Genomic DNA, 21169 nt, shown 5'->3' with positions numbered 1-21169 from the left:
TCTCCGCTGTCCCGGCCTCGGGGCCGGGACGATGGCAATGGTGGGCCGCCCCCGGACATGCCGGGGGCGGCGCCGGGGGGCGTTCACTTCATCGAGACGCCGGCGAGCCGGATCATTCCATCGGGATAGGGCACGAAGCCGTCGATCTTGTTCGACAGCGCCCAGATCCAGCTCTGGTGGTAGAGGTAGATGATCGGCATGTCGTTCGCGAGGATCGCCCGCGCGCCGTCATAGCTCTCCTTTCGAACGGCCGGGTCGTTCGAGGTCCGGGCCTCGTTCAGCAGGCGGTCGACCTCCGGGTTGCAGTACTTCGAGTCGTTGATGCCGCCCTGGCAGGTCTGGAACTGGTGGATGTTGCCGTCCGGGTCGGTACGGCCCGACCAGCCGATCTGGCTCGCCTGGTAGTTGCCCGCGGTCTGCTCGTTCAGGAGCGTCGCGAACTCCTTGGCGGCGAGGGTGATGTCGAAGCCCGCCTCGGCGGCCATCGACTGGATGACCTGCATCACCTGCATCTGCACGGGGTTGTTCGCGACCTGCACCTCGATGGCAAGCCGGTCGTGCCCGGCCTCGGCCAGCAGGGCCTTGGCCTTGGCGACATCGCGATCGGGTACCGGGAAGCGGGTGTCATACCACGGCGAGGACGGAGGGAAGGGCTGGTTGCCGGGTGCGAAGGCGCCCTCGAACACCACCTGGTTGAGCGCCGCGCGGTCGATCGACAGCGACAGCGCCTGGCGGATGCGCGCGTCCTGGCCCAGCGGGTTCTTCGACCGATCGCCATTGGCCACGTTGATGGTGATGCCCTGATAGCCGAGGCCCACGATCTGCTCGACCTTGAGGCTCGCGTCCGCCTTGGCCGAGGCGAGGTCGGTCGCGGCGAGGCGCTCGAGCATGTCGAGATCGCCCGCGCGCAGGTTGGCAAGGCGCACGGTGGTGTCGGGGATCGGCAGGAAGATCACCCGGTCGAAGGCGTATTCGCCCGCATTCCAGTGGCCGGCGAACTTCTCCAGTACGATGCGGTCCTGCTGGACGCGCTCGACGAACTTGTAGGGACCCGAGCAGACCGGGTTTAGGCCGAAATCGGCACCCGCGGCCGCCGCGGCGGTGGGCGAGACCATCATGCCGGCGCGGTCCGAGAACTGCGCGAGGAGCGTGGCGTCGGGGTTGGCGAGGCTGATCTTGACCTCGTGCGGTCCGGTCACCTCGACGCCGGTGATCGACTTCACCTCGGACTTGCGCCGGCTCTCGTCCATGGTCTGCGAGCGGGCGATGTTGGCCTTGACCGCCTCGGCGTCGAAGGGCGTCCCGTCGTGGAAGGTCACGCCCTCGCGCAGCTGCATGGTCAGCGTCTTGCCGTCGTCCGACCAGCTCCAGCCGGTGGCGAGCTGGGGGATGATCTCGAGATCGGGCGTGATGTCCACCAGCTTGTCGCAGAGTGATTCATAGACGATGCGGCCGACGAAGGTGCGCGACTGGTCGGGGTCGAGCACGTCGGGGTCTTCCTGCAGCCCGATCCTCAGATCGGCCGCATGGGCGAAGGACGCGCTGGCGGCGAGCGCCAGGGCGAGCGATATCCGCTTGAGGTCGGTCACGGTCGTCTCTCCTCTGCTGGGGGGATCTTGCTTGTGGCGACATCGCCGCCGCGCGCCGCGCGCCACAGACCGAAACGCCGGGCGGCGCCCGACGTGAGGCCGGGTGCGAGTGTGCGGGGCGCGAAGTCGGGCAGCCGGCCCGCCAGGTGGCAGGCGACCAAGCGCCCGCCGGGGCCGGGCGCGAGGCGCGGGCGCTCGGTCTTGCAGCGGGCCTCGGCGAAGGGGCAGCGGGTGTGGAAGCGGCAGCCGGGGGGCGGCGCGGTCGGGCTTGGGACATCGCCCTCGACGATGCCGGCGGTCTCGGGGCGGCTGCCGGGCACCGGGGCGGGGATCGCGGTCATCAGGGCGCGGGTGTAGGGGTGGGCCGGCGCCTCGAAGATCGCGTCCACGGGGCCCGTCTCGACCACCTCACCCAGATACATCACGGCCACGCGGTCGCTCATGTGCCGGATCACGGCGAGGTCGTGGGCGATCACGATCAGCGTGAGGCCGAACTCGTCCTTCAGCTCCTCGAGCATGTTGACGACCTGCGCCTGGATCGAGACGTCGAGCGCCGACACGGGCTCGTCGCCGATCAGCACCCTGGGCCCCGAGGCGAGCGCCCGGGCGATGCCGATGCGCTGGCGCTGGCCGCCCGAGAACTCGTGCGGGTAGCGCCCGGCATGTTCGGGCCTCAGGCCCACGCGGCCCAGCAGGTAGGCCACACGCGCGCGCCGCTCTGCGGGCGTGCCGATCCCGTGGGCCTGCATCGGCTCCTCGATCAGCCGGCCGACGCTCATGCGCGGGTTGAGCGACGAGAACGGATCCTGGAAGATGAACTGGAGCTCGCGCCTCAGCCCCCGCATCTCGCGCGCGGGCAGGTGCGAGATGTCGCGCCCGCGATAGAGCACCTCGCCAGCCGAGGGCCGGATCAGCCCGATCAGCATGCGTGCGAGCGTGGACTTGCCGCAGCCAGATTCGCCAACGATGGCGAAGGTCTCGCCCTCGCGGATGGCAAGGTCGACGCCGTTTACCGCCTGCACGACCGTGGGCGCGCCGAACAGCGGGCGGTGCGTGACGAAGCGGCGCTCGAGCCCGCGGGTCTCGAGCACGGGGGCGACGGTCTCGGCGGGCGCGGTCATGCGGCGGCCTCCGCGACATGGGATTCCAGCGGCGCGCGGCGGCAGGCGACGCGATGGCCCGGCCCGATGGCGGCGAGCGCGGGGGCGGCGGCGGTGCAGGCCGGCTCGGCGAACGGGCACCGCGCGGCAAAGCGGCAGCCCGCGGGCATCGCCTCGGGCGCGGGCACGAGGCCGGGAATGGTCTGGAGCCGTCCGGCGCGGCGCCCGAGCGAGGGGACCGAGGCCATCAGCCCGATGGTGTAGGGGTGCTGGGGGTCGTCGAACACCGCCGCCACCGGCCCCTCCTCGACGATGCGTCCGGCATACATCACCGCCACGCGGTCGGCGGTCTCGGCCACCACGCCGAGGTCGTGGGTGATCAGGATCAGCGCGGTGCCCGTCTCCGCCTGCAACTGGCGGATCAGCCGCAGGATCTGGGCCTGGATGGTCACGTCGAGCGCGGTGGTGGGCTCGTCCGCGATGATCAGCGCCGGGTCGTTGGCCAGCGCCATGGCGATCATCGCGCGCTGGCGCATGCCCCCCGAAAGCTGGTGGGGGTATTCGTCGAGCCGCGCGTCGGGCGCGGGAATGCGTACGCGATCCAGCATCTCGCGGGCCCGGGCGCGGGCGGCGGCACGGTCCACGGGACGGTGGCGGCGCACGGCTTCCGCGATCTGGTCGCCGATGGTGAAGGCGGGATTGAGCGAGGTCATCGGCTCCTGGAACACCATTGCCATGCGGTTGCCGCGGATGTCGGACATGGCCTCGGCGTCGAGGGTCACGAGGTCGCGCCCCTCGAACACCGCGCGGCCCGCGCTGATGCGCGCCGCCGGCTGGGGCAGCAGGCCCATCAGCGCGAGCGCGGTAAGCGACTTGCCGCAGCCCGATTCGCCCACGATGCACAGCGTCTCACCCGCCGCGAGGTCGAAGCTCACCCCGTCCACGAGGTCCTGCGACTGGCCGCGGAAGCGGATCGAGAGACCCTCGACCGCAAGGATCGGCTTGGGGTCACCGGGCAAGGGCGGCTCCTTCCGTCGGCTCGGGCATGGCGGCGGGGGAATCGCCGTCGGTGTCGGCATCGGGCGCGTCGCCATCGACGATGCGGCGCAGGTTCTCGGCCACGGTGCGCAGGTGGCTGCGCATCGCGCCTTCGGCGCCCGCGCCGTCGCGCCGGGCGATGGCGTCGATGATGGCGGCATGCTGGCGGGCGTAGAGCGCGAGGGTGCCGCGCGTGCGGGCGCGCTCGCGAAGCATGCGCCATACATCGTCGCGCCGGACCTCCTCCATCAGGTCGAAGACGGCGAGCAGGAGGCCATTCCCCGCGGTGCGCGCGATCAGCCGGTGCAGCGCGCCGTCCCAGAGCTCGCGGGCGTCCGCGTCGGTCGAGGCGGCGATGCGCTCGGCCAGTTGGCGCATCCGCGCCACGTCCTCGGGCGTCGCGTTGAGCGCCGAGAGGCGGGCGAGCTGCGGCTCGAGCGTGATGCGCGCCTCGGCGACCTCGGCGGGATTGGTCGCCGCCGCGAGGCTGCCGGCGAGGCCCGGTGCGCGTGGCGGCTGGACGACGAAGGTGCCCTTGCCCTGGCGGCGCCAGATCAGCCCCTCGGCCTCGAGCGCCTCGAGCGCGCGGCGCACGGCGGCACGGCCCACCCCGATCTCGGCGGCCAGCGCCCGCTCGGTCGGCAGCCGCGCGCCGGCACTGATGCCGCCATCCACCATCTGGCGGATGCGCGCAAGCGCGATGGAGGAGTTGAGGCCGTCCCTCGGGGTCGCGGTCATGGCGCACCATAGAAGAACCAAAGACCAGATTGGTGTAGCTTCCCTGACGGCAGGCTGCAACGATTCCCTTGCCGACATGCACGATTGGCGGAAAACTTTGATCCATGTCAGGGTCGCGGCCCGTACGATCCGGCAGGTTCCGGCCGGACACCCACTCGGAGGGAGCCGATGCTGTCGCGCGAAGATCAGGAGATCGCCCGCCGCGCCGTGCTGATCGACAGCATGCCTGCTGATGTCGCCGACTTCCTCCTGAGGCAAGCGAACGTGCAGGCGCGCGAGCGGGGAAGCTCGATCTTCCTGCAGGGCGAGCCCGCCCACAACGTCTACATCGTGCTCTCGGGGTGGGTGAAGCTCTACCGCATTGCGCCGAACGGGGCCGAGGCGGTGGTGGGCGTCTTCACCAAGGGCCGCAGCTTCGGCGAGGCGGTAGCCTTCCGCAACAGCGTCTACCCGGTCGCGGCCGAGGCGGTGACCGACTGCCGCCTTCTGGCGGTCAGGGCGAGTTCGATCCTCAACATGATGGAGAAGCGGCCCGAGCTCTGCTCGGCCATGTTGGCGGCGACCTTCGGGCATCTCCATGCGCTGGTCACGCAGGTCGAGCAGCTCAAGGCGCAGACCGGGGCGCAGCGGGTGGCAGAGTTCCTGCTCGACCTCTGCCCCGTGGACGAGGGCGCCTGCGCGGTGACCCTGCCCTACGAGAAGGTCTTGATCGCCGGGCGCCTGGGCATGAAGCCCGAGAGCCTGTCACGCGCCTTCGCCCGACTGAAGGAGGCCGGCGTCACCATCAGCCAGAACCATGCGGCGATCAGCGACGTCGAGCGGCTCAGGACTTATGTCGAGCAGGACCGCGCCGCGGCCTGGGGGCACGCGCTGTGAGCGAGCGGCTTGCGGAGGTTCTGGCGGCGATCGACGCGGCTAATGCGGCCGACCCCGAAATGGTGCCGGATGGCGAGGCCGAGGGGCCGGCGGCGCTGCTTTACGGCCAGCGCATGTCGGCCGAGCTTGCCCGCATCGCGCCCGAGGCGCCCGAGCTGTTGCGCATTGCGGCCCGCGGCCAGCACATCGAGCGCTGGCGGATGCCGCGCAGTTCCTATCCCGAGGGGCGCGAGGCCTATCTGGCGTGGCGCCGTGCCCAGGCGGTCTTTCATGCCGGGCGGGTCGGCGAGATCATGGCCGGGGCCGGCTATGGCGCTGAGGACTGCGCGCGCGTGGGCCGGATGCTGCGCAAGGAGGGGCTGAAGCGCGACCCCGAGGTCCAGCTCCTCGAGGATGTGATCTGCCTGGTCTTCCTGCGCTGGTATTTCGCCGATTTTGCCGCAGGACGCGAGCCCGGTCAGGTCCTGGGCATCGCCGCCAAGACCGCGCGTAAGATGTCGGCCGAGGGGCGCGCCCGGGTGCGGGCTGGATTCGACCTTCCGGCGGACCTGGCCGCCGCGTTCGAGGGGTGAGCGGCAAGGATTTCACGAGTGAAGCCATAGACAAGCCACTGAAATGGAACCGGTTCTCCAACTGTGAGCTCGCCCGGGCGGCGCGTCACACTGCGGGGATGAGATAGATCCCGTAGAGGAGCACGAGGAACGCCCCGATAACGCCCGAGAAGCCGCGCCGCCATGCGGGCGCGCGGTCGAGGTCGAGATAGCGGCCGAGGATGAGGCGCGCCTTGGCCCAGGCAAGCGCGAGGATCGCCGCACCCAGAACCGGGGCCGCGACCTGCCCGCCACGCGCCGCCGCGAGCGTGGTAAGAGCGCCAAGCGCCATTAGGCCGCCCCAGGCGCGCCACAGCGGATTGTCGGCCCAGACCCTCATCGCAGCAGGTAGATCACGGGGAAGATCAGCACCCAGACGAGATCGACCATGTGCCAGAAGGCGGTCGCGTTCTCGATGTTCGCCACGTTGTCGCGCCAGGACACGAGGCCGAGGATCACGATCCCCGCCACCACATGCGCCGCGTGAAATCCGGTGACGAGGTAGTAGAAGGTGAAGAAGGGGTGCGTCTCGGTGCCGATGCCCTGGGCCGCCTTGGCGGCGTATTCGAGCCCCTTCACCCAGAGGAATACGAGGCCCAGAGCCGCCGCCGCGCCGAGCCAGAGGCGCGCGCGCCCGCGCGAGCCCACCTCGCAGGCCCGCAACGCCAGCGCTGCGAACAGGCCCGAGGTCAAGAGCACGATGGTGTTGAGCGCGCCCGCCGTGCGGTCGAGATGGTCCTGCGCCGCTGCAAACCCCGCGGCATCGGTGGTACGCACCGCCATGAACCCGCCGAGCGCCGCCCCGAACACCAGCAGTTCGCTGACGATCAGCACCCAGATCATCAGGTCGCCCGGCAGCGTGCCGGAGGCGTCGGCGCGGGCGGTGTCACTCATGCCCCGACCAGGTGGCGGTAGATCTCGGGCAGGGCGGCACCCAGCCGGTCGGGGTGGGGCACGATCGAGAAGCCGCCCTGTCCGAACATGCGCGGGAACCACGACTTTCCCTTGGCATCGACCAGCACGCCATGGACCGCGTGGCCGGCGCGACGGGCCTCGCGGATCGCCATCCGGCTGTCCTCGATGCCGTGGCGGCCCTCGTAATGGTCCAGGTCATTGGGCTTGCCGTCGGTGATGACCAGCAGGAGCCGCCGCGCCCGCGCCTGGCGTGCGAGATCGGCCGAGACATGGCGGATCGCGGCACCGAGGCGGGTGTAGAAGCCGGGCCTGAGCCCCGCGATGCGAGCCTCTACCTTGGCCGACATCGGCTCGTCGAACTCCTTGCAGCCCAGCACATAGACCCGGTCGCGCTTCAGCGACGAGAAGGCGTGTATGGCGAAGTCGTCGCCGCAGGCTTCGAGCCCCCAGGCCAGCGCGGCCAGCGCCTCTCGCTCGATGTCGATCACGGCGCGGCCCGTCACCGCGCTCTCGGTCGAGCGCGACACGTCAAGCAGGATCGACACCGCGAGGTCGCGCGCCTGCGGCCGCGTCGCGCGCCAGATGCGGTCGGTTCCCTCGCCGGTCGCACGGATGTCGGCGGCCGAGCGGACCACGGCCTCGATGTCCAGATCCTCGCCGTCGGGCTGGCCGGGCAGGGGGATGCGGCGCGGGCGCAGGGCCTCGAACTGGCGCCGCACCGCGCGGATGCGGCGCGCGGCCTGCGGGTCGGCGAGCGGCGTGGCGCCGTCGGCCGGGGCCTCGGCGGGGCTGGCCAGAACCCGGGCGTGGGCGGGCAGGTAGGTGCCCGAGCGCGCGTCCCATTCGGGGTAGAGATGGTTGCCCGACAGCCGCTCGCGGTCCACGTCCTCGGGCGCGAGGTCGAGATGCAGCTTGAGCCGCGTCGCTGGCGCCTTCGAGACCTGGCCGAGCGTGATCTCGTCCTGGTCGTCGAGCGCCTTCTTGGCGCTGTCGGGGTCGTCGTCGTCGACGCGACGGTTGAGGTTGAGGAACTCGGTCCAGCTCAGGATCGCCTCGAACTTGTGCAGGATCAGGCTGTCGCGCCGCTCGGCCTGGTCGGACTTGCGGCGCCGTGCGCGGTGGGTGCCCTCCTTGCCGTCCTGCGGCGCGCCGTCGGGGGTCTCGCCGGCCTCGGCGCTGGCCTCGCTGGGGGCGGTGGCGCGCAGGGCGGGCCAGAGGGGGACGGGCTCGAAGGGGCGGTAGCCCATGGGCGCGCGGAAGGGCGCAAGGTCCGGGCTGTCGGCGCGGATCGCGGCGAGGATGGCGGCGGCGGTTGTGTCTGGCGCGGCTGACCCGGCCTCCGAGCCGGGGCCTCCTTCAGCCGGTGCCGTCCAGCGAGGCCCAGGGCTCGACCCGGGGCCGCGGGGGGATGTGGCAGGGGCGCGAGTCGGCGCGAGAGTGGCGGGGCCCGCGGACGCCGCCTCGGCCAGCAGCGCGCGGATGGCCTGCTCGACGGCCGCTTCCCAGCGCGGCAGGACGCGGTCGCGGCGCTGGGCGAGGCAGGCGCGCGCGAGGTCGGCGTGGAGCCCCGCAAGGCCCGGACAGGCGGCGAGCGTCGCCCGCGTCATGGCATGGATCGCGCGCAGCGCGAGGAGGTCGGCCCTGAGCGGGTCGGGGTCGGTGACCGGCGCGGGCGCGTGCGCCGCCGCCGCCGTCAGCCAGAAATAGAGCGCGGCATTGGCCTCGCGCGCGGGGAAGGCCGCAATTCGCTCGGGCAGGCGAAGGGCGGCGCCGTCGAACGAGGCGCGGGCCACGTATTCGCGCGGCGTGCCCAACTTGCGGCGCCAGCTCAGGCGGTGGCTGCTTGCCTCGGCGCGCACGGGCACGATCTCGACGGCATGGGCGCCGCCGAGACCGCGGAAGAAGACGGCCAGCCGCCCGCCGATCTCGCTCAGATCGGTCGCGGCTCCCTCATGCGCCTCGGGCGCATCCAGGCGGCTGGCGAAGGCGTGCCACAGTTTCCCGACGGTTTCCTCGGGTTCCCATGGCTCGAAGTCGATACCCGTCATGGCCGCGCCTCACCCGAAGACGGCCGTGACGAGATCGAGGAGCCCGCGTTTGACATCCTCGTCGTCGGTGAGCGGCTCGATCATCGCCGCGAGGATGGCGCGCTCGACCGGCATTCCCTGCCGGATGAGCGTAGCGCAATAGACGAGGAGGCGCGTCGAGACGCCTTCCTCGAGGTCCTGGCCCTTGAGGGCCCTGAGCTTGCCCGCGAGCCGCACGAGGCGGGCCACGCGCTCGCGGTCGAGGCCGCTCTCGTTCGCGACGATCTCGGTCTCGCGCGAGGGCGCGGGGAAGTCGAACTCGATCGACAGGAAGCGCTGGCGGGTCGAGGGCTTCAGCGTCTTTAGGATGTTCTGGTAGCCGGGGTTGTAGGAGGCCACCAGCATGAAGCCGGGTGCGGCCTCGAGCTCCTCGCCGGTGCGGTCGATCGGCAGGATGCGCCGGTCGTCGGTCAGCGGGTGGAGCACCACGGTCACGTCCTTGCGGGCCTCGACCACCTCGTCGAGATAGCAGATCGCGCCCTCGCGCACCGCGCGCGTCAGCGGCCCGTCCACCCAGACGGTCTCGCCGCCCTTGAGCAGGTAGCGCCCGATGAGATCGGCGGCCGACAGGTCGTCATGGCAGGCCACGGTGTGGAGCGGGCGCCCCAGCCGCGCCGCCATGTGGGCGACGAAGCGGGTCTTGCCGCAGCCGGTGGGGCCCTTCAGCAGCAGCGGCAGGCCGTTGGCATGGGCGGCGGCGAAGACCTCGCATTCGTCGCCCTTGGCGAGATAGAAGGGGGCCTCGGCCCCCTTCAGGTTCATGGATCCGTCCATCTGCATCACTCCGCCGCCACGTGATCGGGATCGTGCTCGATGCGCTCGCGCTCGACGGGGCCGGGCTCGATCACCTCGCGCCGGGGCACGAAGATCGCGTAGATGAACAGGAGCGCGCCGATCACCACCGCAAGGCCCGCGCCGAAGCGCATCAGGTAGAAGACCTCGATCTGGTCCTGGGTGTCCATGTAGCCCTCGCCCATCACGCGCTGGAGGTGCGTCTGCACCGTGCCCGCAAAGGTCAGCACGAAGGTCATGAAGGTCATGCCGCCCGCCATCAGCCAGAAGCTGGCCATGTTCAGCACCTGGTTGTAGGGATCGCGGTTCTTCAGGATCGGGAAGGCGTAAGTAAAGATCGCGAGGTTGAGGCAGACATAGGCGCCGAAGAACGCCAGATGCCCGTGCGCCGCCGTGATCTGAGTGCCGTGGGTGTAGTAGTTTACCCCGTGCAGCGTGTGCAGGAAGCCCCACACGCCCGCGCCGAAGAAGGCGAGGGTGGCGCAGCCGAGCGACCACAGCAGGGCCGCCTTGTTCGGATGGTCGCGCCGGCCCTTCCACACCATGACGAAGGCGAAGGCCATCATGCCGAAGAAGGGGATCACCTCGAGCGACGAGAAGATCGAGCCGATCCACTGCCAGTAGCCGGGCGTGCCGATCCAGTAGTAGTGGTGCCCAGTGCCGAGGATGCCCGAGAACAGCGCGGTCGCGACGATGACGTAGAGCCACTTCTCGACCACCTCGCGGTCGACGCCCGTCAGCTTGAGCATGAGATAGGCGAGGATCGAGGCCATGATCAGCTCCCACACCCCCTCGACCCACAGATGCACGACGTACCACCAGTACATCTTGTCGAGCCCGAGGTTGTGCGGGTTGTAGAAGGCGAAGAGGAACAGGAGCGCGAGACCCCAGAGGCCCAGCAGCAGCACGTTGGTGATGGCCGTCTTGCGCCCCTTCAGCACCGTCATGGTGACGTTGTAGAGGAAGATCAGCGCCGCCACGACGATGCCGACCTTGACCCAGAGCGGCTGCTCGAGGAACTCGCGCCCCTCCTTGCCCAACAGCCAGTTGCCCTCGAACAGGTTGAAGACATAGGTCACCACGACGCCGAGCGTGCCGAGGACGAGGATCGCAAGCTGGATATAGGCCAGCATGGGCGAGTGGATCTCGCGCTCGGCCTCCTCGGGGATGAGGAAGTAGGCCGCGCCCATGAAGCCCAGGATCAGCCATACCACGAGGCTGTTGGTGTGCAGCATCCGCACGATGTTGAAGGGCAAGAGCTCGGACAGCGTGTTCGGCGCCACGTAGATCCAGCCGGCCAGCAGCCCGCCAATGACCTGGATGGCGAAGAGAGCGAGGGCCACCGTGAAGTAGACCTGCGCGATCCTCTGTGTCTGGTATTTCATGGTCGTCTCCTCAGCCCGCGTCGTTCGGCGGCCAGTTCTGCGTGTCCATCTTGTCGGTCCACAGCAGGAAGTCTGTGAGATCGCGGATCTCCTGATCGCTCAGGTTGAACTGCGGCATCTGGCGGCGGCCCTCGACGCCGGTGGGCTGGGCTTCCATCCAGCCCTTCAGCACGTCGAAGGCGCCGTCGGGATCGTCGAGCACGCCCCAGCGGGTCATCACGTTGCCGACTTCGGGGGCGAAGTAGGCGCCCTCGCCATGCAGGGTGTGACAGTTGATGCAGGCATTGACTTCCCAGACGCGCTTGCCGCGCGCCACGCCCTCCGTCAGGCCGGCTGCGTCGGTCGATGTCGTCACGATGTAGTTGTGGCTGTGGACTGACAGGCCGACGAAGATGACGATGAAGAAGAGCGACCCGCCATAAAAAATGTTACGGGCCATCGACTTGGTCATGACTTCGCGCATCGCGCCTTCCTTTCAGGAGTGGTTGGCGATGGCGGGACCATGCGCGCGGGCGCGCGGCGGGGCCTTAACGAAAGTCAAGGGGTGGCAGAAGCGCGCAGGCCGGTCAGCGTGCGCCCTTGAGGATCGCCGCAAGGGCTTCGGTCATGGCCTCGGCCTCGGCCTCGGACATCCGGCCGTGGCCGACCAGGAAGGTGGCGATCTCGCGCCCCGAATAGCGGCCCATCAGGCGGCCGTCGCGCAGCACCAGGCGCAGGCGCGCAAGCTCGCGCGCGCTGTCGTGGCAGATGCGGCACTCGCGCTCGTAGAAGCCGCCCGAGGCGAGCTGCCGGGCGAGCACGTCGAGGAAGAGCTCAACCTGATCGGGCGGCAGGCCGCCGCCATGGCGCGCGAGGAACGGGCGCAGGTCGCGCCCCCCGCGGCCGCGCACCTCGCCGGCCTCGAGCGTCAGCCGCTCGCGCGCGAAGGCGCCGGCATGGCCGTGGCAGGAGAGGCAGCGCGCCTCCCAGATCGCGTGGAAATCGGGCTCCGCGTCCTGTGGCGCGGCGCCCGTCTGCGCCCCGGCCTGCATCGCAAGCCCGAGGCAGGTCGCAAGGACGGCGCCCGAGAGGCGGGCGCCGCCGCGGACCATGCGCCTATTGGAAGGTCTTGAGGTAGGCGATGACATCTTCCCGCTCGTCCTCCTTCTTAAGGCCGGCGAAGCTCATCTTGTTGCCCGGGATGAAATCCTTGGGCTTCTCGAGATAGGCCTCGAGGTTCTCCTCGGTCCAGGTGAAGCCCTCGGCCTTCTTGGCCATGAAGGCGTCCGAGTAGGAGAAGCCCTCGGCCGAGGCGATCTCCTTGCCGACGATGCCGTTCAGCGCGGGCCCGACCTTGTTCTTCGCGCCTTCGCCGACCGCGTGGCAGGCCTTGCACTTGTTGTAGACCTTCTGGCCCTTTTCGGCATCGCCATCCGCCAGGGCGGGACTTGCGACGAGGGCGGCGAGAAGGGCCAGCAGGGCGGGGCTTGCGAGTCTCATGCGTTTCTCCTTCGGGTTGGCATCAGACGATGAGTTCAAGTTTAGCGTCGGGCCAGCGGGCCAGCGCGTGGTCGATTGCCGCGCGTTCCATCAACGCAAGGCCGGTCGAGAGTCCGTCAGCCAGCGCTGCGCGCCGGGCCGAGACCGACACGACGCGCCAGCGCGCCCCGGCGCCGCCGGTGCGCGGATCGAGGATGTGGCCGAGCCCGCGGCCGGGGTCGATCAGCGTGCCGCCCGGCGCGGTGGTGGCGAGCGCCCGGCCGCCGAGGCCCACGCGGGCGAGGATCGCGCCCTCGGGGTCGGCGATGCCGGCCTGCCAGGGCGTGCCGTCGGGGCGGTGGCCCAGCCCCACGACCTCGCCCATGTCGACCAGCACGTCCGTCAGCCCCTCGGCAGCCAGCCGCGCGGCCACCCGGTCGGCGATCGCACCCTGCGCGATGCCGTTGAGCGTGAGCGCCATGCCGGGGCGAAGCGCAATGCGGTCCGCGCCGAACGCGATCCCCTCCCAGCCCGTCAGCGCACGGGCCTGCGCGATCTCGATCGCGGTTGCCGCGCGGCCCTCGGCGGCCGCGCCGGCGTGGCGCGTCCAGAGCGGCTGCACCGTAGGGTCGAAGGCCCCGCCGGTCGCGTCGTGGATCGCGCCGCAGAGCCCGAGCAGCTCGACGAGTTCCGGCGGAGGCATCTCGAGGCCGCCGTCGCGGTTCAGCCTCGAGAGCGCCGAGCCCGGGCGGTAGAGGCTGAAGATGTCCTCGAGCCGCAGGATCTCGGCCTCGATGCCGCGCGCGAGCCGCTCGGCACGCGCGCCGTCCACGCCCACCAGCGTGAGCGAGGCTTCGGCGCCCAGCGCGGTGCCGCGCCAGCGGAAGGCGGGTGTCGTGGACAAGGCCGCGCCGGGCAGGGCCGCGGCCGCGGCGGCGATGGTCAGGAACCGGCGGCGGGTGGGGCGGGGGGTCATCTCAGTCGCTCCCTGGCAGGGTGATCTCGACGGGCGCGAGCACGGCGTCGTCCGGGATGTCGGCCAGCGCCATCGGCGCGCCGCCATGCTTCGCGGCGAAGCGGGCGGCGGCCTCGACATCGCCGAATGGCGCGATCTCGGGCGCGCCCATGCCCCCCAGCACGTCGGCGCCGACGACGAAGCGGGCATCCTCGGCGGCGATCCAGTTCTCGGCCCCGGGGTTCTCCCAGCTTGGCGCGCGGGCCATGTCGTTGACATAGACCGCAAGCACCCGGGCCTCGCGTTCGGGGCCGCGCAGATAGGCCAGCGCGTCGCGCACCTGGCTGAAGAACAGCGGCGCGGGGTAGCCCTCGAGATGGATCTGCGCCTTGGGCCCGCCATGGTCGGCCAGCACCATCATGCAGAAATGCCCGGTGGTGCCGGCGTCGAACGCGACTGGGGCGGGAGCCTCGGCCGCTTCCTCGCGGCAGGCGGCCAGCAGCATCAGGGCGAAAAGGGCGCGTTTCACGGCTCCATCCTCCCGAAGGCCGCGCGGGCGAGGCCCAAGGCCGCGAGCGGCCACAGGATCAGCGAGATGGGCGCGGCCCAGCCGGGCAGCGCGGCGGCCGCGCCCCCCATGCCGCTGGCTAGCGCCACGCCCTCGGACGCCGCGACGTTCCAGAGGCGGAAGGCGTCGGCGGGGTTGGCGGCCAGCATCCAGGGGAAGACCTCGCGCGTGAAGGCGCCGTCGCCGCTCCAGACCACGGCGCCGAGGAGCCCGAGATCGTAGAGCACCACGGCCAGCAGCCACAGCCCGGCCGCCATCGCCGCCGCGCCCGCCGAACTTCCCGCGAGCGCCGAGACCGCGTAGCCGAGCGCGAGGAACACCGCGCCGAGCAGGATCGACGAGCCGATCAGGCGGGCGAGCGCCATCAGGCTGTCGTTCCCCGCGCCGCCCGCCATCGCCGCCGCCCCCCCCGCCGCACCGAAGCCCGCGGTCATGGCGAAGGCCAGCACGCCGAGATGCGCGAGGCCCTTGCCCGCGAGGATCTCGCCCCGCGAGACCGGGTAGCTGAGGATCAGCGCGAGGCCCCCGCGCTCGGCCTCGCCCGCGAGCGCGTCGAAGGCGAGCATGAGCGCGAGCAGGGGCGCGAGATAGACCGAGAGCGTTGTCATCGAGGCGACCGAGACAGTGAGCAGGTCAACCCCCAGCGAGCCGGTCGGCGCCGAACCCGCGAAGGTCAGCGCCAGCGCGAACATCAGCATGATGGCGGTCGCGGTCAGCACCCAGCGGTTGCGCATCGCGATGCACGCCTCGATGCCCGCGATGGCGAGGATGCGGCGGATCATGTCCGGTCCTCCCCGGAATAATGGCGGTAGAGCGCCTCGAGCCCGGGCGGCGTCACGTCGAGATCGGCGACCAGCGGCCCAAGCGCCGCGATGCGGCCCAGCGTGTCCATCTTCTCCTGCGGGGCACACAGGATCTCGACCGCCGCGCCATTGATGCGCTCGCCGCCGAGTCGCGCCTGCACCTCGTCGGCCGCGCCGTCTCGGGCCGTGAGGCGCAGGCGGATCGGCATGGCGGCGCGCGCGCGCAGGCCCGCAAGCGTGTCGTGCGCGACCAGCCGCCCGGCCGACAGGATCGCGATGCGATCGGTACGGGCCTCGACCTCGGTCAGCGCGTGGCTCGCGATCAGCACGGCGGTGCCCTCGCGCGCCAGCCCGTCGATCAGCGCGTAGAGGTCGTGGCGCGAGACCGGGTCGAGGCCGCTTGCGGGTTCGTCCAGAAGCGCGAGCCGGGGCCGGCCCAGCATCGCCTGCGCGATGCCGAGGCGCTGGCGCATGCCCTTGGAATAGGTCCTGATGCGCCGGTCGGCGGCATGGGCGAGGCCCACGCGCTCGAGCAACGGGCCGCAGACGCGGGTGGGCTCGCCGGCGAGCCGGACGAACAGGGCCAGTTGCTCGCGCCCGGTCAGCGCCGGATGGAAGGCCACCGATTCGGGCAGGTAGGCGGTGGCGGCGCGCGCGGCATGAGTGCCGGGCCGCGCGCCCGCGACCGTGATGCGCCCGCCCGTGGGCGCGATCAGGCCCAGCGCCAGCTTGATCAGCGTCGTCTTGCCGGCGCCGTTGTGGCCGAGCAGTGCCAGACGCTGGCCGGGCGCGAGGCTCAGGCTGACATCCGTCAACGCCTCGACCGCGCCGTGGCGCTTGGCGAGGTTCTCGACGACGAGAATGTCATCCGTCATGTCGGGTCTCCCAGTCCGGGACCGCGGGTTCGGGCGCGCGCATCAGGGGGCGGCTGTCGATCACGCCGCCCGGCAGCAGCGCCGGGAATGCCTGCTGGGCCCACCTTACCAGTTGGACCGCCGGGGCCCCAAGCAGCAGCTTGGCGGCGGGCTGGGTCCAGATCACGTGGTCCATGCTGTCGTTCGGCCGGTAGGGCGCGTCCGCCACCCCGTCGCCGTCGAGGTCGAAGGCGGCGAAGTCGCTCCAGTGGTTGCCGCGGCCCCCGGCGCTCCACTCGACCCATTTCGAGCCCACGTACTTCACCTGCGTGCGGTTGCCGACGAAGGCGTTGCCGGCCATCGCGTTGCGCTCGGAGCCGGCGGTGAAGTGGACGCCGATGTCGCAGCGCTCGAAGCGGTTGCCGGTCACCCGGTTGCGGTGGGCGTTGTAGATGAACAGGCACTTGCCCTCGCCGTCGCGCACGAGGTTGCCCTCGATGACCGAGTCGTTGGCGTAGTTCAGCATGATGCCGTGCTCGCGGTCGCCGATCGAGGCGTTGCCCGTGATCCGCACGTTCTTCGAGAACATCACCGCGTATCCGAGGTCGTTGCCGACCGAGAGATTGCCCGAAACCTCCGAATCGTTGGCATACATGTAGTGGACGGCAAAGCGCAGGTCGCGGAAGCGGTTGCCCCGGAAGGTGTTTCGCTTCGAGGTGTTGACGAAGATGCCGTCGCGGCCCCAGCGGATGTCGTTGCCCTCGACCACCGCGCCCGGCGCGTTCCAGACATAGACGCCGTTGCCGCGCTGGTTGACGTGGCGCTCCTGCCCACCCTCGATCACGTTGCCCGCGACGCGGGCGTCGCGCGCGCCATGGATGTCGACGCCGTAGAGGTTGCCGGTCAGGCGGTTGCCCTCGATCAGCGCGCCGTCGGCGCCCTCGAGCAGCCGCACGCCGCTATCGATGGTCTGATGCGAGCGACCCGAGCCGGTGATGGCGCAGCCGCGCACGGTGACGTCGGGGCCGGTAATGGTGAGGACCGAGCCCTGCCCGCCGCCATCGATCACGGCGCCGGGCAGGCAGTCGAGGGTCAGGGGCCGGTCGAGCGTGACCTGCCCCCGATGCGTGCCGGGGCCGAGGCGCAGGACGTCGCCCGCCTGCGCCTCGGCCACGGCATCCGCGAGCGCGCCATGCCCGGCCGGCACGTCCCGCACCCCCGCCGCGGCGGGCGCGGCGGCGATCAGGCAGGCCAGCACGAACAGGGCACGCAGCGGCATCGTCAGGTCGCCCGCGGCTCGACCAGCATCCGGCCGCGCATCTCCATGTGGAGCGCGTGGCAGAACCACTGGCAGTAGAACCAGTGCACGCCCGGCCGCTCGGCGACGAAGGTCACCGACGAGGTGGCCTGCGGCCCGACCTCCATCGCGACGCCGAAGTTCGACAGGGTGAAGCCGTGCGTCAGGTCGTCGATGTCGTCCATGTTGGTGACATAGATCGTCACCTCGTCGCCCTGGGTCACGGTGAACTTCTCGAGGCTGAAGTTCGGCGCGACCGAGTGCATGTAGACCCGCACCTTGTTGCCGTCGCGGATCACGTCGGCGCCCCAGTCGAGATCGACGCCGTCGGCCGCCGCCTGCTGGCGCGCCGCCTCCCACATCGGGTCGTTGCGGTCCCAGACCGTGCGCGGGTTGACCTTGGAGCGGTGGACCAGGATCGAGTCGTGCGGCTCGGCAAAGGTGGGGCCGTCGTGGACCACCTTCATCTCGTCCGACGCGATGTTGATGAGCTGCTCGTTCTCGGGCTTCAGCGGACCCACGTTGAGGAAGCGGTCCTTCGAGAACTTGTTCATCGAGATCAGCCACTTGCCGTCGGCCTCGGCGGTCTCGCCCATGGTCGTCGAGTTGTGGCCCGGCTGGTAGTGGACATCGACCTTCGAGATGATCGGGTCGACGTTCTCGCCGGCATAGGCGCGCACCGCCTTGTCGATGTTCCACTTCACCACCTGGCTGTCGAGGAACAGCGTGGTGAAGGCGTTGCCCTGCCCGTCATAGGCGGTGTGGAGCGGCCCGAGGCCCAGCTGCGGCTCGGCCACGATGGCCGAGCGCGGGTCGGCGTCCGACTCGAACAGCGCATCCACCTTGGTCACGTCGATCACCGAGACGGTGGGCGACAGCTTGCCGTTGATCACCACGTGCTTCTTGTCGGGCGCGGTGTTGACCCCGTGCGGGCTGTTCGGGATCGGGATGTAGCGGGTGTAATTCTTGTTCGAGCCCTTGCGCCCGTCGATCACCTTGACGCCGTTCAGCTCCTGGTAGTCGCCCGCGGCGATGCCGGCCTCGATCTCCTTTAGATTGAACACGACCACGTGGTCGAGCTCGGAGGCCGTCATCTCGGCGAGGTTCATGCCCATCTCCGAGTTGTAGCTGGTCGAGAAGGCATACTTGCCCTGGTAGTCGCAGTCGGTGTTGTCGAGGTTGCCCGAGACGATCACCTGCCACGCCACCTTCATCTCGTCGCCGTCGATTGCGGTGAAGATGTTCACGTATTGCGACGGATCGTCGAGGATCTTGCCGTCGTTGACCAGCGGCGCCTCGTGCTCGCCATTGGCGAAGACATAGCCGGTGCGCGGGTATTTCTGCGGCCGCATGCCGTGGATGTCGTGGGCGTTCGGGATCTCGATGATCTTGTCGCACTTCATCACGTCGCAGCGCACGCGGGCGACGCGGGTGTTCGCCTTGTCGTTCATGAACAGGTAGCGCCCGTCATAGGTGCCGTCGGTGAACGACATGTGCGGGTGATGCAGGTCGCCGTTGTCGTAGGTCCGCTTGCCCTGTGCGGCGAGGTAAGCCTTGGTATCCTCGGTCAGGCCCTCGGTGAGGATCTGCAGGCTCTCGTTGGTCTGGCCCCAGCCGGTGGCCGAGCAGCGGTTGAACACCGGCACGCGCATGAGTTCCCGCATCGAGGGGATGCCGAGGATGCGCAGCTCGCCCGTCTGGCCCGAGGACCAGAAGCCGTAATACTCGTCCAGCTCGCCGGGGGCGAGGTTGACGCCGGCGGCGCGGGCGGGCTCGCTGCTGGCGACATAGGCGGTGCCCGCCGCGCCCGCGAGGAGCGCGCCGCTGGCCGAGGCGCCGAGCAGGTCGCGGCGCGTCAGGCCCCAGGGTTTCGTGCTGTCAGACATGGGCGTTCTCCTTCGCTTGGGATTTGGGGGCAGGCGTGGCGGGTGAGCGGGCGATGGCCTCGCGCCGCTTGAGCTGCCGGATGACCACCGGGCATTTCGCCTCGGACTGGTAAAGCACCTGGCAGTGCAGGCAGTTGACGCATTCGTTGGGGTTGATCTCGCCCGTCGGGTGGATCGCCTGGACGGGGCATTCGTTGCGGCACGTCTGGCAGGGATGGCCGCATTCGTGGTAGCGCTTGAGCCAGTCGAACATCCGCATCCGGGCCGGGATAGCCAGCGCCGCGCCCAGCGGGCAGAGGTAGCGGCAGTAGAAGCGCTCGACGAACAGCCCGATCACCAGGAGGCCCACGGCGAAGGCCACGAAAGGCCAGGCGCGCTGGAACTTTAGGATGATCGCGGTCTTGAAGGGCTCGACCTCGGCATACTGCTCGGCCAGCGGGATCGAGGCGAGCGAGACCCCGAAGAGCCCGAGGAAGATCATGTACTTGATCGGCCACAGCCGCTCGTGCAGCCCCCAGGGCAGCGTGATCTGCGGCACTCTCAGCCAGCGCGCGACGCGGTTCGTCAGCTCCTGCAGCGCGCCGAAGGGGCAGAGCCAGCCGCAATAGGCCCCGCGGCCCCAGAAGATCATCGCCGCCGCGACCGAGAACCACAGGATGAACACCAGCGGATCGAGCAGGAAGGCGTCCCAGGTGAAGCCCGACCTGAGCGCGCCCGCGAGCGCCATCAGGTTCACGACCGAGAGCTGCGCATTCGCATACCAGCCAAGGAAGAACAGCGTGACCGTCAGGAACCCCATGCGGAACCAGAACAGCACATTCTCGTTACGGGTGAGCTGGCGCTGGAAGAAGAAGCCGCCGGTCAGCACCGCGAGCATGGCGGCGAGGATGCCGATCTCGACCTGCCGGTCGCGCCAGATGCGCTGCCACAGCGCGGCCTTGGCGGCGGCCTCCTCGGCCGCGAGGTCGGGCGCGCTGGGCGCGGGCAGGGGAACGAGGTGCCGCTCGGGCAGCCGGTAGCCCAGGTCGAAGGTGAGGAAGGTCTTTTCCACCGCGCCGACCGCGCGCTGCACCAGCAGTTGCAGCCGCCACGGTTCGGCGGGGTCGAAGCCCGCATCGGCGGGGATCTTGAAGACGTCGATCTCGGTGAAGCTGGGCGCGCCCTCGGCCGCGAGTTCGCCCAGGCGGCGGTGCTGGCGGTCGAAGAAGCGCACCGACCGGTCGCCCTGGATCAACTGGATGCGGTCGAAGATGCCACCCCGCACATAGCCCGAGCCCTTGAAGGAATAGCGCCCTCGCCCCATCACCACGATCGCGTGCTCGCCCTCGGCCAGCCAGCCGATCAGGTTGCGGTACTCGGCGGGCCCCAGCAGGCTCAGGCCGATCTCGGGCGCGCTGACCAGGGCCGCCGCCATCTCGATGAAGGTGTCGGTCGGCGCGCCCAGCTCGGGCCGGGCGATGGCGCGGTCGTCGCCGGTGGCCTCGAACGCCGCGTTGATCTGGCCCACGTCGAGGGAGAGCGCGCGCACCGAGCCGTCGCCCGCCAGCGTCGCCCAGCCGGACGTCGCTTCGCGCGTCATGTCGAGCTCGCGCTGCGGTCCCGCCGCCTCGGCCGCGGGCGCAAGCCCGCCGAGGCCGAGCGCCCGCGCGACCCTCAGCCCCGCGCGCACGATCGAATCGTCGATCACCATCACCGTGACGGTCGCGCCCGAGATGATGTCGAGATCGTGCGCCGAGCCGCCCGCTGCCGCCTCGGCCTTGAGGTCGAGCCCGGCATAGCCCTCGGTCAGGCCGCGCATCTTCGCGTCGGGAATGCCGATCAGCACGATCGGCTCGGAATGCTCGACCAGTCGCACGCCGGTCAGCACGGCGTCGGGCGAGATCGCGGCGATCACGTGAATCGGCTTGCCGGAATACCCCGTGGTGCCAACGAAATCCGAGGTGAGGAAGGCCCAGGCCACGGTTTCGCCGTCCCTGAGCACCGGGGCGACGGGGACGTCCTCGCGCAGCGGGCCGAAGGCGGTCGCGCCCTCGGCCAGCTCGCCGGGGCTCACGCGCGCAAGCAGCCGCGGCAGGTCCGCCGCATCGGCGCGAAAGGGTGCGAGCACCCCTACGACGACGAGACTGAACGCCAGCGCGATCAGGGCCGCTTGCAGTCGCAGTCTCGTCCGCATTGTCGTCCTCCGGCGTGTCGGGGGGAAGCTGCGGGATGGGGCGGGCTGGCTCCTTGACTATTGTC

The 21169-nt window shown here is 70.4% G+C and carries 21 protein-coding genes; 2 read left to right on the top strand and 19 right to left on the bottom strand.

Annotated features, from left to right (window positions below; all coding sequences use genetic code 11):
• Positions 1-83: 83 nt before the first annotated feature.
• Genes M1105_RS15565 through M1105_RS15550 form a run of 4 tightly spaced genes read right to left on the bottom strand, consistent with a single transcriptional unit; the run spans position 84 to position 4465 of the window.
• Entirely contained in the window at positions 84-1589 is a 1506-nt protein-coding gene (locus M1105_RS15565; protein WP_249581296.1) for an ABC transporter substrate-binding protein, read from the bottom strand.
• Positions 1586-2710 carry an ABC transporter ATP-binding protein gene (locus M1105_RS15560; protein ID WP_249581295.1) on the bottom strand — a complete coding sequence of 375 codons (1125 nt, stop codon included), beginning with the start codon at positions 2708-2710 and terminating at the stop codon, positions 1586-1588. The genes M1105_RS15565 and M1105_RS15560 overlap by 4 nt, the downstream gene beginning before the upstream one ends.
• Entirely contained in the window at positions 2707-3708 is a 1002-nt protein-coding gene (locus M1105_RS15555) for an ABC transporter ATP-binding protein (protein ID WP_249581294.1), read from the bottom strand. The genes M1105_RS15560 and M1105_RS15555 overlap by 4 nt, the downstream gene beginning before the upstream one ends.
• Complete coding sequence (locus M1105_RS15550) at positions 3698-4465, bottom strand: FadR/GntR family transcriptional regulator (protein WP_249581293.1); 768 nt, start codon at positions 4463-4465, stop codon at positions 3698-3700. The genes M1105_RS15555 and M1105_RS15550 overlap by 11 nt, the downstream gene beginning before the upstream one ends.
• 168 nt (positions 4466-4633) lie before the next feature.
• Between M1105_RS15550 and M1105_RS15545 the strand changes: the two genes are divergently transcribed.
• Both M1105_RS15545 and M1105_RS15540 read left to right on the top strand, forming a co-directional pair.
• The gene (locus M1105_RS15545; RefSeq protein ID WP_249581292.1) at positions 4634-5341 is read left to right on the top strand and encodes a Crp/Fnr family transcriptional regulator; all 708 of its coding nucleotides are present in this window, start codon (positions 4634-4636) and stop codon (positions 5339-5341) included.
• Complete coding sequence (locus M1105_RS15540; RefSeq protein WP_249581291.1) at positions 5338-5913, top strand: DUF4202 domain-containing protein; 576 nt, start codon at positions 5338-5340, stop codon at positions 5911-5913. The genes M1105_RS15545 and M1105_RS15540 overlap by 4 nt, the downstream gene beginning before the upstream one ends.
• An 85-nt stretch (positions 5914-5998) precedes the next feature.
• Here M1105_RS15540 and M1105_RS15535 read toward each other — a convergent pair whose 3' ends face one another.
• The 15 genes from M1105_RS15535 to M1105_RS15465 form a co-directional block, all read right to left on the bottom strand.
• On the bottom strand, positions 5999-6271 hold the full coding sequence (locus tag M1105_RS15535; RefSeq protein WP_249581290.1) for a cytochrome C oxidase subunit IV family protein: 273 nt from the start codon (positions 6269-6271) through the stop codon (positions 5999-6001).
• Entirely contained in the window at positions 6268-6825 is a 558-nt protein-coding gene (locus tag M1105_RS15530; protein ID WP_249581289.1) for a cytochrome c oxidase subunit 3 family protein, read from the bottom strand. The genes M1105_RS15535 and M1105_RS15530 overlap by 4 nt, the downstream gene beginning before the upstream one ends.
• A complete protein-coding gene (locus M1105_RS15525; protein ID WP_249581288.1) occupies positions 6822-8894 on the bottom strand; it encodes a nitric oxide reductase activation protein NorD in 2073 nt (690 codons plus the stop codon). Before M1105_RS15525 ends, M1105_RS15530 begins: the two co-directional genes overlap by 4 nt.
• A gap of 9 nt (positions 8895-8903) precedes the next feature.
• Complete coding sequence (locus M1105_RS15520; RefSeq protein ID WP_406600630.1) at positions 8904-9707, bottom strand: CbbQ/NirQ/NorQ/GpvN family protein; 804 nt, start codon at positions 9705-9707, stop codon at positions 8904-8906.
• A 5-nt stretch (positions 9708-9712) separates the two neighbouring features.
• Positions 9713-11110 (bottom strand): cbb3-type cytochrome c oxidase subunit I, encoded by a 1398-nt coding sequence (locus tag M1105_RS15515; RefSeq protein WP_249581287.1) that lies wholly within the window; start codon positions 11108-11110, stop codon positions 9713-9715.
• 10 nt (positions 11111-11120) lie between these two features.
• Positions 11121-11573 (bottom strand): c-type cytochrome, encoded by a 453-nt coding sequence (locus M1105_RS15510; RefSeq protein WP_249581286.1) that lies wholly within the window; start codon positions 11571-11573, stop codon positions 11121-11123.
• Positions 11574-11676: 103 nt separating this feature from the next.
• Complete coding sequence (locus M1105_RS15505) at positions 11677-12201, bottom strand: hypothetical protein (protein ID WP_249581285.1); 525 nt, start codon at positions 12199-12201, stop codon at positions 11677-11679.
• 4 nt (positions 12202-12205) lie between these two features.
• Positions 12206-12589: a c-type cytochrome gene (locus M1105_RS15500; RefSeq protein ID WP_249581284.1), complete on the bottom strand. Its 384-nt coding sequence runs from the start codon at positions 12587-12589 to the stop codon at positions 12206-12208.
• A 22-nt stretch (positions 12590-12611) separates the two neighbouring features.
• Positions 12612-13544, bottom strand: a complete 933-nt coding sequence (locus tag M1105_RS15495) for an FAD:protein FMN transferase (RefSeq protein ID WP_249581283.1) — start codon at positions 13542-13544, stop codon at positions 12612-12614.
• Between the two features lies 1 nt (position 13545).
• On the bottom strand, positions 13546-14052 hold the full coding sequence (locus M1105_RS15490; RefSeq protein WP_249581282.1) for a nitrous oxide reductase accessory protein NosL: 507 nt from the start codon (positions 14050-14052) through the stop codon (positions 13546-13548).
• The gene (locus M1105_RS15485) at positions 14049-14870 is read right to left on the bottom strand and encodes an ABC transporter permease (protein WP_406600634.1); all 822 of its coding nucleotides are present in this window, start codon (positions 14868-14870) and stop codon (positions 14049-14051) included. The genes M1105_RS15490 and M1105_RS15485 overlap by 4 nt, the downstream gene beginning before the upstream one ends.
• Positions 14870-15769 carry an ABC transporter ATP-binding protein gene (locus M1105_RS15480; RefSeq protein WP_249581280.1) on the bottom strand — a complete coding sequence of 300 codons (900 nt, stop codon included), beginning with the start codon at positions 15767-15769 and terminating at the stop codon, positions 14870-14872. The genes M1105_RS15485 and M1105_RS15480 overlap by 1 nt, the downstream gene beginning before the upstream one ends.
• Positions 15759-17027: a nitrous oxide reductase family maturation protein NosD gene (locus tag M1105_RS15475; protein ID WP_249581279.1), complete on the bottom strand. Its 1269-nt coding sequence runs from the start codon at positions 17025-17027 to the stop codon at positions 15759-15761. Before M1105_RS15475 ends, M1105_RS15480 begins: the two co-directional genes overlap by 11 nt.
• 2 nt (positions 17028-17029) lie before the next feature.
• Positions 17030-18931 (bottom strand): TAT-dependent nitrous-oxide reductase, encoded by a 1902-nt coding sequence (gene nosZ, locus M1105_RS15470; protein WP_249581278.1) that lies wholly within the window; start codon positions 18929-18931, stop codon positions 17030-17032.
• Positions 18924-21104: a NosR/NirI family protein gene (locus M1105_RS15465; protein ID WP_249581277.1), complete on the bottom strand. Its 2181-nt coding sequence runs from the start codon at positions 21102-21104 to the stop codon at positions 18924-18926. Before M1105_RS15465 ends, nosZ begins: the two co-directional genes overlap by 8 nt.
• Positions 21105-21169 lie beyond the last annotated feature (65 nt).

Source organism: Thermohalobaculum sediminis (assembly GCF_023487995.1).
GTDB lineage: Bacteria > Pseudomonadota > Alphaproteobacteria > Rhodobacterales > Rhodobacteraceae > Thermohalobaculum > Thermohalobaculum sediminis.
The sequence above is the reverse complement of the archived record's forward strand: the minus strand, read 5'-3'. Positions and strand labels throughout refer to the sequence as shown.